Below are 14,633 nucleotides of genomic sequence, written 5' to 3'. Positions count from 1 at the left end.
ATGAAATGGGACAATTAATTGATGGCGTCTGGCACGATGTCTGGTACGACACCAAATCCACTGGCGGCAGTTTCAAACGCTCAGAGTCAGCTTTTCGCAACTGGTTGACGGCGGATGGTGAACCCGGCCCAACCGGTAAAGGTGGTTTTGCTGCCGAGAAAGATCGCTACCATCTCTATGTTTCACTCGCCTGCCCCTGGGCTCATCGCACATTAATCTTGCGTGCGTTAAAAGGCCTCGAGTCTTTTATCTCTGTTTCTGTGGTTCACCCGCTCATGTTACAGGATGGCTGGACGTTTGATGATGATTTCCCAAACGCTACCGGTGATGGCTTATATCAGCATGAATATCTCTATCAGCTCTATTTACAAGCTGACTCAGATTACACCGGGCGCGTTACCGTACCTGTTTTATGGGATAAGAAAACGCAGACTATCGTCAGTAACGAATCCGCTGAAATCATCCGTATGCTCAATTCCGCGTTTGATGCGCAGGGTGCTCGCGCTGGGGATTATTACCCGACGGCATTACGTAGCCAGATTGATGAGCTAAATAGCTGGATTTACGACAGCATTAATAACGGCGTATATAAAGCCGGTTTTGCCACGTCTCAAGAAGCTTACGATGAAGCTGTCACGAAAGTATTCGAGTCTCTGGCACGCGTTGAGCAGATCCTCGGGCAACATCGATATTTAACTGGCGACCAGCTTACCGAAGCGGATATTCGTTTATGGACCACACTGGTGCGTTTCGACCCGGTATATGTCACCCACTTTAAATGCGACAAACACCGCATTAGTGATTACCTGAATGTGTACGGATTCTTGCGTGATATCTACCAAATGCCGGGCATCGCTGAAACTGTCGACTTCGGGCATATCCGCCACCATTACTACCGCAGCCATAAAACCATTAACCCTACCGGGATTATTTCCATTGGTCCCGCTCAGGATTTGAATGAACCTCACGGGCGCGACGAACGGTTTAACAAGGGTTGATAAAATTCATAGGAACTATGATTTACGTAAAATCTATTCACGGCTATTCTTGAAATAGATCGCTTACAGATCAAGTGATTGATAAAAAATCAAGGCGGGCTACAAATGGATTGGTATTTCAAAGTTTTAAAAAATTATCTTGGCTTTAGTGGACGTGCACGCCGCAAAGAGTTCTGGATGTTCATTCTGGTCAACCTTGTGCTCACCGTGGTTTTAAGCATTCTGGACAAGATGTTAGGACTGCGGATTGCAGGGGATGAAGGTCTGCTGACGACGGTTTACGGCGTACTGATTTTTCTGCCTTACTGGGCCGTACAGTTCCGGCGGCTACATGATACCGATCGTTCAGCCTGGTGGCTGTTACTGTTGTTAATACCGTTGGTGGGCTGGTTGATTATTCTGGCGTTTAATTGCCAGAACGGCACGCCTGGCGAAAACGAGTACGGCGCGGATCCAAAGCGCCTGGATACACGATTCGTTAGTGAATAATAATTTAACAATTGTGGCGGGTAGCGCAGCGCTTTCCCACCCAACAAACTCACTAAAATAGGGTGGAGCAGCGCAAAAGCTGCCCACCCTTTTTATTTCAATAATTTTGGAATTTCACGCAGGCACCAGGCTTTTGCTTCGCCCATGCTATCGCGTCGCCACGCCATGATAATGTCAATTTCATTGGTGTATTCAGGGCTCACCACACGTAGCCGTCCTTCAGCAATATCCTGTTCGACCATCGGATAAGGCATCGTCGCTACACCCAACCCGGCCAGCAATGCCTGGCGTTTATCTTCCATGCTACTTACCGTAAGACGCGGCTGTTTATCCAGTAACTGCACTGTCAGCACGGGACGTTCCCGCGCGGTATCAGCAACCGCGATACCGCGATACTTCACGCGCGTCACCTCTGAAAGCGGCTCCGGCTCATTGTGAATCGGGTGATCAGGTGCCGCGACATAAACGCTCATCACCTTATACAGCTTGCGTGAGTTAATCTCAGATGAAGAACGGAAGTGCATATCCGGAGCAATCACAATATCCGCCCGACCTTGCTCTAAACGCTCCCATGAACCTGCCAGCACTTCAGTAATAATCGACAGCTGCGTGTCAGCTTTACCAGCAAGTTTTTCCACCAGCGGATACAGCTTCGCCGTCGGCACCAGAGCTTCTGTAACAATGGTGAGATGCGTTTCCCAACCACGCGCCAGTGCTTCGGCGTCAGTGGTAAGTTTTTCAGCTGCTTCGAGCAAAACTCGCCCACGCTCCAGTAACATCCGCCCGACATTGGTAAATTTGGTGCGATGACCTGAACGGTCAAACAGCACAACATCCAGTTCCTCTTCCAACTTTTGCATGGTGTAGCTCAGCGCCGACGGTACACGCCCCAACTCATCAGCAGCAGCGGCAAAACTCCCACGCCTATCAATTGCGTCCATGACCCGCAATGCCTCTAGCGTCAATGCTCTCTCTTTAGCCATCTCGTTCTCATTCAGGAAATTTGAACATACCAAGCAGATTAACTGGCTAACAATGCAGCGTCCAGAGCTTTACCATGGGTGCAGTGTAAAAAGAGGTCAAGAAATTATGATTACGCCAAGAACTGCCAAACAATGCGGGAAAGCGGACTATGGATGGCTCCAGGCCCGCTATACCTTTTCCTTCGGTCACTATTTCGACCCGAAATTGTTGGGCTATGCTTCGTTGCGCGTACTCAACCAGGAAGTGTTAGCGCCGGGCGCGTCATTCCAGCCACGAACCTATCCGAAGGTTGATATTCTCAATTTGATTCTGGAAGGCGAAGCGGAATATCGCGACAGCGAAGGCAACCACGTTCAGGCTAAAGCGGGGGAAGCACTGCTCATTTCCACCCAGCCAGGCCTCAGTTACAGCGAGCATAACCTGAGTAAAGAGAACTCTCTGACGCGGATGCAGCTGTGGCTTGATGCTTGCCCGGAGCGCGAAAATACGCTGGTGCAGAAAATCACGCTTACTGATGAGTCACAACAATTACTGGCCTCACCGGATGGCAGCAAACAGAGCTTACAACTGCGTCAACAAGTATGGATTCACCAGATTGAACTGGAGAAAGGCCAGCAGCTCAGTTTCCAGCTACATGGCCCGCGTGCTTATTTACAGTCAATTCACGGTACGGTCCACGCTGTAACGTCTGCCGAAGAAAAAGAAGGGCTTACCTGTGGTGACGGTGCTTTTATCCGTGATGAAGCTAACATTACGCTGGTTGCAGATACCCCATTGCGTGCATTGCTGATAGATTTACCGGTCTGACCAGTGTCGACAATGGATAAACAGGAGTCATCAGTGAGTAAGAAATCATCGACGAAGAAAACAGCCATAAAAGCAGTGTCAGCGGTTGTGGTTGCGACAACAACCGCTGATGTCGAGCTGAGTTACGACGAGATGCTCAACGAACTGGAAGCGATTGTTGTCGAAGCAGATGTACGACTGGCGGAAGAAGAAGCCAGCCTCTGAATTACGCGACCTTACTTGCCATAATCGCAATAATCTGACGATCGGTGTGCTGCATTGCCTGGCTTGCCAGCGCACAAAGATTACGGATCGACTGCTCCACATCATGAGCAACGATCCCTTCATTCCCGCTTACCGACGTATTATCGAGTGCCATCAGCACCGCTTTCCATGCCGAAGCGGCGCTGGTAGACACTTTCATCGCGCAACTGTTTGAAGCCCCATCACAAATCATCCCGCTAACATCACCAATCATATTGCTGATAGCCATTGAGATACTTTTGTAGCTGCCGTCGATGAGCCAGGTGATCCCTGCCGCCGCCCCCATCGCTGCTGTGGTTGCCGCGCACAAAGCAGAGAGTGCCGGCAACTGATGGTGGATATAAATCGCCGTCAGATGTGACAGTATCAGTGCTCGCGCCAGTTTCTCACTGTCACAGGCCAGATGTTCAGCCACCACAACCACCGGCATTGTCGCGGCGATACCTTGATTGCCTGAGCCCGAGTTGCTCATTGCCGGAAGACACGCGCCTCCCATACGCGCATCGGAAGCGGCGGCCGTACGGATCATAATGTCGCTCAACAGATCCTTTGCCATCAGGCCACGATCAAGCTGGCGCTGTAACGTCGAACCGATATGCAAACCGTACTGCGCTCGCAAACCTTCCCGGGAAAGCTCGTTATTCAACAAGGCCGCGTCGAGAATAAAACCAATCTCATCAAAGGGGACACCCTGGGCAAACTCAACAATCTGCTCAAGGCTGACGTTTTCCATAGAGCAGGCTTGCGCCTTCCCTTCCGCCTGGCAATCTTCAGCGGCATCAAACAGCACATCACCGTCTTTCTCGATTCTGATGACTCGGGTATGTTCGCCCGCGATGACCACCGTTGCCGACTCTTTGGCGGTAAATACCGTCACGCTGGTATACAAAATCTCATCGCAAGGTTGTTGAATGCTGACCTTCACATCGCCACGTGCCAGCAGCAGTTTTGCGGCTGCAATCGCTTCAACCGGCGCACCTTTGAGCACTTCCAGTCCCGCAAGTGGGTCGCCCCCAAGCGCCCCCACCCCAGCAGCGATAGGCAGACCGACCATCCCGGTTCCCGGAACGGTAACGCCCATACCATTTTTCATTAGATTCGGTGAAACACGAGCCTCGATGCGTGTCACTGGCCCCGCCAGATGCGAGGCGGCCAATGCGCTTGCCAGTGCCAACGAAATGGGTTCTGTGCAGCCCACTGCGGGCTTCACATTTTGTTTCACAGCCAGGATGAGTTCAGCCCATGCCGGGTTAATTGCAGAATTTGCCATTTTTTAGCCTTAACGCTTATATCCAGAAAACACATGCCTGCAATCAGGAGAATGCAAGGAATGGAGAAATACACAATAAGAGGCCAGTGAAAATAATAATGACCAGTGAGACACCTTTATATTTATGCAATGCCGGGACTTTATAGACCAGCCACGCTGGAATTAAGCACCCTACCATGCCAAATATCGGGCTACAGATTGAAGTAAAACTTAATACCGGAGCGTTCAGTACAATCGCACTCCACGCCAGTAAGATGGCGAATACCATAATTCCGCGCTGCACCCATTTCTCATTAATTTTCTCCGCAGGCATTTTGCGACGCAGAATATTAATCACGATACCTTGCGTTGCTTCACGGAACCCGAGATAAACCCCAAAGAAGGCGGTCATAACAGCGAAGATATTTAATATCACGCTGACCACTGTGACCCATGCACCCGCATCTCCGTTAATAAACTGGGCGGCAATAGCCAACGCTGAAATATTTTGCTCATACGCTTTTACCGCCTCGTCATGACCCATCGCCAGAGTAAAAGAGACTGCATAAAAGAAAACGGTCACAAACAGAATGCCGAAAGCGATATTCATCGCACGCAGCGCTTTGAAACGAGCCACTTCGCGTGATTTTTCTTTAGAACGGTAGGAAATAACCATCGGGCTAAGTGTCTGGATAAACAGAATAGACGTCAGCGTAAAGGGCAGCGTAATAATCGCATTCTTCAGCAGCAAGCCCATTGGCGGCAGCGTGCCTGCGTTATACAAGTGCCACATCCCGACCATTGAAACACCCAGCGCGGCGACCACTAAAAGCTTGGTTAGCACCATGTATCTTGAAACTTTAAATAAGAGCTTTTCACCACGCGATGAGATGGCGACCAGAATACAAATCAGCACCAGGCCATAGAAGGGGTTATCTGATAACAGTCCTTCTGTAACGCCAAACGTATGTAAATAAGAGGCGCTGTCATTAGTGATGGCTGTGGAGTAAACAAACATCCAGATAACCAGCATGATGAAATAGAGCAAACCCAATAATATCCCCCAGTTTTTACCCAAATAACCGCTTATCACACTCGGGTAATCTTTACACTCCGGGGACTCTGCCAGAGTATTAATAAATAAACGCTGAAACAGATACATTGCTGGATAGCCGACTATCGAGGAAAGAAGGAAAACCCATAACCCCATTAACCCCACCTGAACGGGTAAGAAAACGATTCCCGCACCAATGGCCATCCCGATACTCATAATGATCCAGCCGACATCAGTGCTGTCAAATTTAGTGGCGGCTTGCCATTCACTTTCAGTCATTCCTGCACGACTCGATGCCGGAATATTAACGGCAGTAATGCTTCCTGTTTCCATAAAAATGCTCGCTTAAATGTGTAGGTTTTAATTGTGAGTGTTAATTACAGAGTGATTTTCCAGACCATTAAAAACCTGAATGCCTGTTTTCTGGTCTTATTCGAATGTAAAAAGGATAGCGCGTGCGGAGGAGAAAAAATTTGCTACTGCATCTGCGTATTCGCAATAAAAGAGCAAATAATTCTCCATTCAGAGAAATATCTTCAGTTTTGATTCACGCTTTGCATTTTGCGTAGGAAATAATTATTTAAGCAGTTGAGGGGTATTTTTAAGTAATTGTTTTTAAAAAGTTTTTAATGAATATTTATCTAAAGCTAAATTCGGACCCAGTAAGGCAGTGTGAGCTGACGCAACAAGCGAGGTTAATAGCCTGTAACATCAGAGAACATGTATTTTGATGCACTTCACACTCTGGCATCGCTTTAGCAGGAACCTCTGATTATTGTTTCAATAAGGTTAAGGTTGAGATTTTTCCCCTGCCATTAAGTCATTTTCTTACAGTAAACGATCACGAGAGACGGTTAACACGCGTCTCCCCATTCTCAATCCCCAATTGATAAAGCGTAAACGGTGTATGTTTTTCAATAAATGTGGCCAATTCTGGCGAATGGCTGGTTAACCAGATTTGCGTGTAACGACTCGCTTCGGCAATCAGGCGAGCCAATGCGGGTAACATCTGTGGATGCAGGCTATTTTCCGGTTCATTCAATGCAATAAAGTGCGGTGGACGCGGGCTAAGTAGCGCCACAGTCAGGCACAAAAATCGTAATGTCCCATCAGAAAACTCAGCCGACTCCAGCGGGCGGTTAATGCCCTGCCGGTGCATCATCATCTGGAAACGTCCGTTACTGTTATCACAGAAAAATGTGCATTCAGGGAAGGCTTCACCCAGCACCTCAAACAGTAACTCGCTATCACCAATCTCAACGATGGTCTGGAAGGCAGCGGCCAGATTCAAACCATCGCCAGACAGCACGGGCGAGCGATATCCCACCTGTGGCAAGCGCAACCCGGCTCCTTTCGTGATATCGAACTCATGGTAGAAACGCCAGTTACGTAGCGTTTCGCGGGCGCTGGAAACTTCAGGGTAAAGATGTGGCTCGCCAAGCTGGCCGAACAACGATTCGTTTTCGTAGAGCGTGGCGGCGTGCGTGACTTTCTCACCGTTAACATCGTTGAGAAAAACGGCCTGGTTGCGACGATGCATAATTGACGAAGAAGGCCGGCGGCGGAAACCACTCAGCCAGATTTGCTCTTCTTTTACGATAGGATCGAGATCGAACATGGTCGGGTACGGCAGTTTATCAGGGAAGCCGACCTGCAATTCGTACTCGAAATCGTCGGTATCGACCGCAAGGGTCATCCGGCGAGGCGCGCTGGCATACCCTTTGGCGCGGGAGCCTGCCCACATAACCTTTTGGATCCCACCTTCATCAGACAGCCAGTGTGACAACTGCCCCATCGCCGCGCCGTGGATCAAATGGATTGCTTTATAGATATTGGATTTCCCGCAGCCATTAGGGCCGAAAACGACGTTCAGCCGCCCCAAATCGATAGAAAGTTTGCGCACTGAGCGGTAGTTGTCGATGTAGATGGATTTGATCATGGCGGCATGGAATCCGGTGATGGCGGGAGTCGTATTATGGCAATTGTTCTATATATACCCTAAATAATTCGAGTTGCATCGCGGCGGCAAGAGAACAAGTGCCGATGAGCTTACTCCAGTAAGCGATTTGGGCGAGTGAGCGTAGCCAACAATGAGGCGGCGCAAAGTATGACGGGTAAAAACAAAAACCCCGCCGAAGCGGGGTTATTGTTGAATGGTTGAAGCTGACCGATAAGCCGGGTTCTGTCGTGGACAGTCATTCATCTAGGCCAGCAATCGCTCACTGGCTCAAGCAGCCTACCCGGGTTCAGTACGGGCCGTACCTTGTGAACCCCTATTTGGCCTTGCTCCGGGTGGAGTTTACCGTGCCACGGACTGTTACCAGCCGCGCGGTGCGCTCTTACCGCACCCTTTCACCCTTACCTGATCCCGCTTGCGCGGGCCATCGGCGGTTTGCTCTCTGTTGCACTGGTCGTGGGTTACCCCCCCAGGCGTTACCTGGCACCCTGCCCTATGGAGCCCGGACTTTCCTCCCCTCCGCCCGTCTCCTTCCGAAGAAGGACGACGACGAAGCGGCGACTGTCTGGTCAGCTTCGGCGCGGATTATAGAGGGTTTGCCCCCCCATGTCACGCATGCTTAACGAGTGATGTTCATCCCAATCTCAACGGTTGCTGCAATATCACGCGAAGCACGGTAAATATTATCGAACGCATTTTTCAGCGCTTCTTCCAAAGTACCGATGCTATTGAGCACGCTAAACACGGCATCAATTCCGTACTGATGAACAATAGCGACATCACTGGTCAGCGAACCGGCAATCCCAATCACCGGTTTGTGGTACTTTTTGGCGACCGCAGCCACGCCTACCGGGACTTTGCCGCGGATACTCTGACTGTCCATACGCCCTTCGCCCGTCACCACCAGCGAGCAATCGTGAATATGTTCTTCAAGGCGCAGAGCTTCAGTCACTATCTCGACTCCGCTACGCAATTCTGCGCCGAGAAACGCCATTAATGCGGCACCCATGCCACCTGCAGCACCCGCTCCGGGGGCATTTTTAACATCGATGCGTAAATCTTTTTTAATCACATCCGCAAAATGGGCAAGATTGGCATCCAGCTCAAGAATCATCGCTTCATCGGCCCCTTTTTGTGGCCCAAAAACACGTGATGCGCCGTTGTCACCAATTAATGGATTCGTCACATCACATGCAACGTTAATCACACAGTCAGCCAAACGGCTATCGAGGCCTGAAATATCAATGCTGTTCAGGCTCATTAAACTGCCACCACCGTGACTAATTTCTTTACCGACAGCGTCACACAATTTCGCGCCCAGCGCCTGCACCATGCCCGCGCCGCCGTCATTGGTTGCGCTGCCACCAATGCCGATAATAATATTGCGCGCACCGTTATCCAGTGCCCGTAAGATCAGTTCACCAGTACCGTGCGAAGTCGTAATCAGAGGATTGCGGTTCACGACTGGCACCAATGCAAGCCCACTGGCTTCAGCCATTTCGATAAACGCGGTTTGCCCGTCACCGGACATTCCCCAGTACGCCGTCACTGGCTCGCCCAGCGGCCCGGTCACTGTCGTGGTGATTTTCTTGCCCTGCGTGGCACTGATCATGGCATCGACCGTACCTTCCCCGCCATCTGCAACCGGGACCGATATATATTCCGCATCAGGAAATATTTCGCGAAATCCTTTTTCAATGGCCTGCGCCACATCAACCGCTGAGAGGCTTTCTTTATAAGAGTCGGGTGCGATTACGATTTTCATAATGTGTCCATGCCAAAAAAGTGCCGAGAAAATCGGGCATCCGGGGATGCCCATCTCTTTTATTTGCTGACTTCTACTTTCGCCAGTTTTTCGTAGTAGCACGCGATTGCGCTGTGGTCGTCATTACCGTGGCCATCTGCGCGCAGCGCTTGCATCATCTCCATCACCGCAGCAGTTAGCGGCAATTGCGCGCCAACACCGTGTGACGTATCCAGCGCGTTCGCCAGATCTTTAATGTGCAGATCGATACGGAAACCAGGCTTGAAGTTGCGATCCAGAACCATCGGCGCTTTCGCTTCCAGAACGGTGCTGCCCGCAAGGCCGCCGCGAATCGCCTGGAAGACTAATTCGGGATTCACACCCGCTTTCGTTGCCAGCACCAGCGCTTCAGACATTGCCGCGATGTTCAGCGCCACAATCACCTGGTTTGCCAGTTTGGTGACGTTGCCTGCGCCGATATCACCGGTGTGCACCACGGAACCGGCCATGGATTTCAGCAGATCGTAATACTTGTCGAAAATCGCTTTATCGCCGCCAACCATAACGGACAGCGTGCCTTCGATAGCTTTTGGCTCGCCACCACTCACTGGCGCATCCAGCATATCGATGCCTTTCGCTTTTAGCGCTTCGCTAATTTCGCGGCTCGCCAGCGGTGCGATAGAACTCATGTCGATAACGACGGTGCCCGGTTTTGCACCTTCGATAATGCCGTTTTCGCCCAGAGCGACTTCTTTAACGTGCGGGGAGTTTGGCAGCATGGTGATAATCACATCACACTGCTCAGCAATTTCTTTTGGCGTCGCTGCAGTTTCTGCACCCGCCGCGATAACTTCAGCAATCACCTCTGCATTACGGTCGGCAACCACCAGCGAATAACCGGCTTTGATGAGGTTTTTACTCATTGGTTTGCCCATGATGCCCAGGCCAATAAACCCAACTTTCAGTGTCATAATTCAGTCTCTCTTTTCAGATGGTGGTTATTTTTTAAAAGAATCAGCCAATTTCTGGGTTGCCGAGCGGAAGCAGCCTAAATCACTGCCCACAGCCACAAAGGTCGCGCCCCATTCCATATAACGGCGCGCATCGGCTTCAGCCGGTGCCAGGATGCCGGCTGGTTTACCGTGCGCTTTAGCACGGGCAAAGATGTGTTTGATGCAATGCTGCACGTCCGGGTGTGAAGCATTACCCAAATGGCCTAATGCCGCAGCAAGGTCACTTGGGCCAACGAAGATCCCGTCTACGCCTTCGGTTGCAGCGATGGCATCAACGTTATCAACACCCTGCTGGCTTTCGATCTGCACCAGAATCGTGATGTTCTTGTTGGACTGCGCGAAGTAATCCGGCACGGTGCCAAACATATTGGCGCGGTGTGAAACGGACACGCCACGAATCCCTTCAGGTGGATAGCGGGTTGAAGAGACCGCCAGAACCGCCTCCTCCTGTGTTTCAACAAATGGGATCAGGAAGTTATAGAAGCCGATATCCAGCAGGCGCTTGATGATCACCGGGTCGTTGGTCGGTGCACGTACCACGGCGGCACTTTCGCTGCCTTTAAGTGCCATCAACTGCGGGATAAACGTCGTGATGTCATTTGGCGCATGTTCGCCATCCAGCACAATCCAGTCGAAACCTGCCAGACCCAGCACTTCTGTGCTGATAGGGTTTGCCAGTGCGGACCAGCAACCAATTTGAGTCTGATTTGCTGCCAGTGCTGCTTTGAATTTATTTGGGAAAACGTTGGTATTCATCTGTTGCCCTTATTTATTCAGTTATCTGTTGAGAGAATTACTTCTGCAATTCCATACGTTTAATATCGCCAACTACGAACAGATAACAAACCATTGCCATCAGCGCCGAGCAGCCAACAAAGATCAGCGCCGCATTGAAGGAGTGAAGTTCAGAAACCAGGTAACCAATCACCAGTGGAGTCACGATAGAAGCCACGTTACCAAACACGTTGAACACCGCACCGCACAGGCCAACCATCTCTTTTGGTGCCGTGTCGGCAATAACCGGCCAGCCCAGCGCACCAAAACCTTTACCGAAGAATGCGAATGCCATCAGGGTGATCACCAGAGCAGTGCTCTCGGTGTAGTTACAAAGAATAATGGTTGAAGCCAGCAGCATTCCGAGAACAATCGGTATCTTACGAGCAACGGTCAGCGAGTAACCGCGTTTGATTAACGAATCGGAGAATACGCCGCCCAACACACCACCAGCGAAACCACATAGCGCCGGGATGGAAGCGACCATACCCACTTTCAGAATCGACATACCTTTATCTTGCACCAGGTAAATCGGGAACCATGTCAGGAAGAACCAGGTGATGGTGTTAATAAAGTACTGTCCAAAGAACACCCCCAGCATCATGCGGTTAGTCAGCAACTGCTTGATGTAATGCAGTTTTGGCCCTTCAACGACCGCACCTGGTTTTTTGTGGTCCATATCAACCACTGCGCCACCTTTAGTGATGTAGTCCAATTCTTCTTGAGACATACGCGGGTGGTCAGTCGGGTTATGGATAAACTTCACCCACAGGAAAGTCAGCACAAAACCGATACCGCCCATCACGGTAAACACATGCTCCCAACCCCACGCAAAGGTCAGCCAGCCGAGTAATGGAGAGAACAGTGCTAATGAGAAATACTGCGCGGAGTTAAAGATGGCAGAAGCAGTGCCACGTTCTTTCGTTGGGAACCAGGCCGCAACAATACGGGCGTTAGCAGGGAACGATGGTGCTTCCGAGAATCCGAGCATAAAGCGCATGATGAACATGGAGATACCCGCATACGCCAGCGGCACCATATCCACAAAGCCTTGCATGAACGTAAACAGTGACCAGAAGAACAGACTGTAGGTGTAAACTTTTTTCGAGCCGTAGCGGTCAAGTAACCAGCCGCCAGGGATTTGCATCAACAGGTAAGCCCAACCAAATGCTGAGAAAATATAGCCCATTGAGATTGCACTGAGCTGTAATTCTTTAGCAACTTCAGTACCCGCAATAGAAAGTGTGGCGCGATCTGCGTAGTTAATCGTCGTGACAATAAAGATAATTAATAATATTAAGTATCGCGTGTTCTTACCTTTTTTAGACTCAACTGCCGTATCCAAAATCATTTTCTACATCCTCTGTTGCGGGTACTTAATTCAAGGATTTTTATTTATATAAAGCAGTATTTCACGAATATATTTTCGGGATAATACTGCTCTCTGAAATTAACCTGGTGTTTGTCATTCGCAACACAGTATAGCCAGCACAGAACAAATGGACATTAGGCATACGCCCAATAGATAACACTTTAAAAGCCAAATAATTAAACTTATGCACATGTTTGTGGGGTGTATTGCACAATTTCATAGATAACCCTGCCTGGTGGGCAATGCCTCGTAATATAAAGTGATCTCGCTCACATTTTTATTTCTCAGGGCCTGACATTCTTTATTTAGCTTGTGAGAAGTCACGATTAGAAAAAATTCTGGAGAATAGCGGCAATGTCGAATATTGAAATTAAACAACAATCCCCTGGTTCATTTTATATAAAAGTTCATGAGACAGATAACGTCGCTATTATTGTTAATGATAATGGGCTGAAAGCGGGCACCCGTTTTCCGGATGGATTAGAACTTATCGAACATATCCCACAAGGGCATAAAGCTGCACTGGTTGATATTCCGGCACATGGTGAAATTGTTCGTTATGGCGAAGTGATTGGCTATGCGGTGCGTGATATTCCACGCGGCAGCTGGATTGACGAATCATTAGTGGAATTGCCAAAAGCGCCGCCGCTCCACACTTTGCCATTAGCCACGAAAGTACCTGAGCCACTGCCGCCGCTGGAAGGTTATACCTTTGAAGGTTATCGCAATGCTGACGGCAGCGTCGGCACCAAAAACCTACTAGGCATCACCACCAGCGTGCATTGCGTTGCCGGTGTGGTGGATTACGTCATCAAAATTATTGAACGTGATTTGTTGCCGCGATACCCGAATGTCGACGGTGTCGTGGGCCTGAATCACCTCTACGGTTGTGGCGTGGCGATCAACGCCCCTGCCGCGGTCATCCCTATTCGCACCATCCATAATATCTCCCTGAACCCAAACTTTGGCGGCGAGATTATGGTGGTGGGCCTGGGTTGTGAGAAATTGCAGCCAGAGCGTTTGTTGGAAGGTACTGATGACGTCCAGTCGATTAATGTCGGCGATGCCAGCATCGTGCGTCTGCAAGATGAACACCACGTCGGTTTTAAATCGATGGTCGATGACATTCTTAACGTCGCTGAGCGCCATCTGGTCAAACTGAATCAGCGCCAACGCGAAACTTGCCCGGCATCTGACCTGGTTGTTGGTATGCAATGTGGCGGCAGCGATGCGTTCTCAGGCGTCACGGCTAACCCGGCGGTCGGTTATGCCTCTGATCTGCTGGTCCGCTGTGGTGCAACGGTGATGTTCTCTGAAGTGACGGAAGTGCGTGATGCTATTCACCTGCTAACACCGCGTGCCATCAACGAAGAAGTGGGTAAGCGCCTGCTCGAAGAAATGGAATGGTACGACAACTATCTTGATATGGGTAAAACCGACCGTAGCGCCAACCCATCACCGGGTAACAAAAAAGGTGGCCTGGCAAACGTGGTGGAAAAAGCGCTTGGTTCAATTGCTAAATCAGGCAAAAGCGCGATTGTTGAGGTGCTTTCCCCAGGGCAGCGCCCAACCAAACGCGGCCTGATTTTCGCGGCAACGCCTGCCAGTGACTTCGTCTGCGGCACACAACAAGTGGCTTCAGGCATTACGGTGCAAGTGTTCACAACCGGACGCGGTACGCCATACGGTTTGCTGGCAGTTCCGGTGATTAAAATGGCTACGCGTACCGCACTGGCAAACCGCTGGTATGACTTAATGGATATCAACGCCGGCACTATCGCCACCGGCGAAGCGACAATTGAGGATGTCGGCTGGGAACTGTTCAAATTTATTCTTGATGTGGCGAGTGGCCGTAAGAAAACCTTCTCGGATCAGTGGGGATTGCATAACGCGCTCGCCGTTTTCAACCCAGCGCCAGTGACCTGATACCCATCATACTTCAAGCTGCA

At 50.2% G+C, this 14,633-nt stretch carries 13 protein-coding genes and 1 other RNA gene; 5 read left to right on the top strand and 9 right to left on the bottom strand.

Going from position 1 to position 14,633, the window contains the following annotated elements:
* Positions 1-5 precede the first annotated feature (5 nt).
* On the top strand, positions 6-998 hold the full coding sequence (locus tag M977_RS13610) for a glutathione S-transferase family protein (RefSeq protein ID WP_064515924.1): 993 nt from the start codon (positions 6-8) through the stop codon (positions 996-998).
* A 105-nt stretch (positions 999-1,103) separates the two neighbouring features.
* Positions 1,104-1,487, top strand: a complete 384-nt coding sequence (locus M977_RS13605; RefSeq protein WP_064515922.1) for a DUF805 domain-containing protein — start codon at positions 1,104-1,106, stop codon at positions 1,485-1,487.
* A 92-nt stretch (positions 1,488-1,579) separates the two neighbouring features.
* On the opposite strand, the gene M977_RS13600 is transcribed toward M977_RS13605, so the two are convergent.
* On the bottom strand, positions 1,580-2,470 hold the full coding sequence (locus M977_RS13600) for a LysR family transcriptional regulator (protein WP_034461321.1): 891 nt from the start codon (positions 2,468-2,470) through the stop codon (positions 1,580-1,582).
* A gap of 106 nt (positions 2,471-2,576) precedes the next feature.
* Here M977_RS13600 and M977_RS13595 point away from each other — a divergent pair, with 106 nt between their 5' ends.
* Positions 2,577-3,278, top strand: coding sequence for a pirin family protein (locus M977_RS13595; RefSeq protein ID WP_064516008.1), 702 nt, complete (start codon positions 2,577-2,579; stop codon positions 3,276-3,278).
* 33 nt (positions 3,279-3,311) lie between these two features.
* Entirely contained in the window at positions 3,312-3,482 is a 171-nt protein-coding gene (locus M977_RS25495) for a hypothetical protein (RefSeq protein WP_167351092.1), read from the top strand.
* A gap of 1 nt (position 3,483) precedes the next feature.
* On the opposite strand, the gene M977_RS13590 is transcribed toward M977_RS25495, so the two are convergent.
* The 8 genes from M977_RS13590 to M977_RS13555 form a co-directional block, all read right to left on the bottom strand.
* Positions 3,484-4,791, bottom strand: coding sequence for an L-cysteine desulfidase family protein (locus tag M977_RS13590; RefSeq protein WP_064515920.1), 1,308 nt, complete (start codon positions 4,789-4,791; stop codon positions 3,484-3,486).
* A gap of 43 nt (positions 4,792-4,834) precedes the next feature.
* The gene (locus tag M977_RS13585; RefSeq protein ID WP_064515918.1) at positions 4,835-6,157 is read right to left on the bottom strand and encodes an SLC5/6 family protein; all 1,323 of its coding nucleotides are present in this window, start codon (positions 6,155-6,157) and stop codon (positions 4,835-4,837) included.
* A 508-nt stretch (positions 6,158-6,665) separates the two neighbouring features.
* Complete coding sequence (locus M977_RS13580; protein ID WP_064515916.1) at positions 6,666-7,763, bottom strand: AAA family ATPase; 1,098 nt, start codon at positions 7,761-7,763, stop codon at positions 6,666-6,668.
* A 216-nt stretch (positions 7,764-7,979) separates the two neighbouring features.
* Positions 7,980-8,358, bottom strand: an RNA gene (gene rnpB, locus M977_RS13575) — RNase P RNA component class A.
* A 42-nt stretch (positions 8,359-8,400) separates the two neighbouring features.
* Entirely contained in the window at positions 8,401-9,546 is a 1,146-nt protein-coding gene (garK, locus tag M977_RS13570) for a glycerate 2-kinase (protein WP_064515914.1), read from the bottom strand.
* A gap of 59 nt (positions 9,547-9,605) precedes the next feature.
* Entirely contained in the window at positions 9,606-10,496 is an 891-nt protein-coding gene (garR, locus tag M977_RS13565) for a 2-hydroxy-3-oxopropionate reductase (RefSeq protein WP_064515913.1), read from the bottom strand.
* A gap of 27 nt (positions 10,497-10,523) precedes the next feature.
* Positions 10,524-11,294 (bottom strand): 2-dehydro-3-deoxyglucarate aldolase, encoded by a 771-nt coding sequence (gene garL / locus M977_RS13560; protein WP_064515911.1) that lies wholly within the window; start codon positions 11,292-11,294, stop codon positions 10,524-10,526.
* Positions 11,295-11,331: 37 nt separating this feature from the next.
* Positions 11,332-12,663, bottom strand: a complete 1,332-nt coding sequence (locus M977_RS13555) for an MFS transporter (RefSeq protein ID WP_064515908.1) — start codon at positions 12,661-12,663, stop codon at positions 11,332-11,334.
* Positions 12,664-13,038: 375 nt separating this feature from the next.
* Here M977_RS13555 and garD point away from each other — a divergent pair, with 375 nt between their 5' ends.
* Positions 13,039-14,610: a galactarate dehydratase gene (gene garD / locus M977_RS13550; protein WP_064515906.1), complete on the top strand. Its 1,572-nt coding sequence runs from the start codon at positions 13,039-13,041 to the stop codon at positions 14,608-14,610.
* The last annotated feature ends 23 nt before the right edge of the window (positions 14,611-14,633 follow it).

It is taken from the genome of Buttiauxella gaviniae ATCC 51604, assembly GCF_001654835.1.
GTDB classification, from domain to species: domain Bacteria; phylum Pseudomonadota; class Gammaproteobacteria; order Enterobacterales; family Enterobacteriaceae; genus Buttiauxella; species Buttiauxella gaviniae.
Note: the sequence above shows the minus strand (reverse complement) of the source record. Positions and strands in the feature narration are given on the sequence as shown.

Excerpts from the sequence above, each read along its gene's own strand:
- M977_RS13610 (WP_064515924.1), top strand. The coding sequence starts at position 6 with ATGGGACAATTAATTGATGGCGTCTGGCACGATGTCTGGTACGACACC.
- M977_RS13605 (WP_064515922.1), top strand. The coding sequence starts at position 1,104 with ATGGATTGGTATTTCAAAGTTTTAAAAAATTATCTTGGCTTTAGTGGA.
- M977_RS13600 (WP_034461321.1), bottom strand. The coding sequence starts at position 2,470 with ATGGCTAAAGAGAGAGCATTGACGCTAGAGGCATTGCGGGTCATGGAC.
- M977_RS13595 (WP_064516008.1), top strand. The coding sequence starts at position 2,577 with ATGATTACGCCAAGAACTGCCAAACAATGCGGGAAAGCGGACTATGGA.
- M977_RS13590 (WP_064515920.1), bottom strand. The coding sequence starts at position 4,791 with ATGGCAAATTCTGCAATTAACCCGGCATGGGCTGAACTCATCCTGGCT.
- M977_RS13585 (WP_064515918.1), bottom strand. The coding sequence starts at position 6,157 with ATGGAAACAGGAAGCATTACTGCCGTTAATATTCCGGCATCGAGTCGT.
- M977_RS13580 (WP_064515916.1), bottom strand. The coding sequence starts at position 7,763 with ATGATCAAATCCATCTACATCGACAACTACCGCTCAGTGCGCAAACTT.
- garK (WP_064515914.1), bottom strand. The coding sequence starts at position 9,546 with ATGAAAATCGTAATCGCACCCGACTCTTATAAAGAAAGCCTCTCAGCG.
- garR (WP_064515913.1), bottom strand. The coding sequence starts at position 10,496 with ATGACACTGAAAGTTGGGTTTATTGGCCTGGGCATCATGGGCAAACCA.
- garL (WP_064515911.1), bottom strand. The coding sequence starts at position 11,294 with ATGAATACCAACGTTTTCCCAAATAAATTCAAAGCAGCACTGGCAGCA.
- M977_RS13555 (WP_064515908.1), bottom strand. The coding sequence starts at position 12,663 with ATGATTTTGGATACGGCAGTTGAGTCTAAAAAAGGTAAGAACACGCGA.
- garD (WP_064515906.1), top strand. The coding sequence starts at position 13,039 with ATGTCGAATATTGAAATTAAACAACAATCCCCTGGTTCATTTTATATA.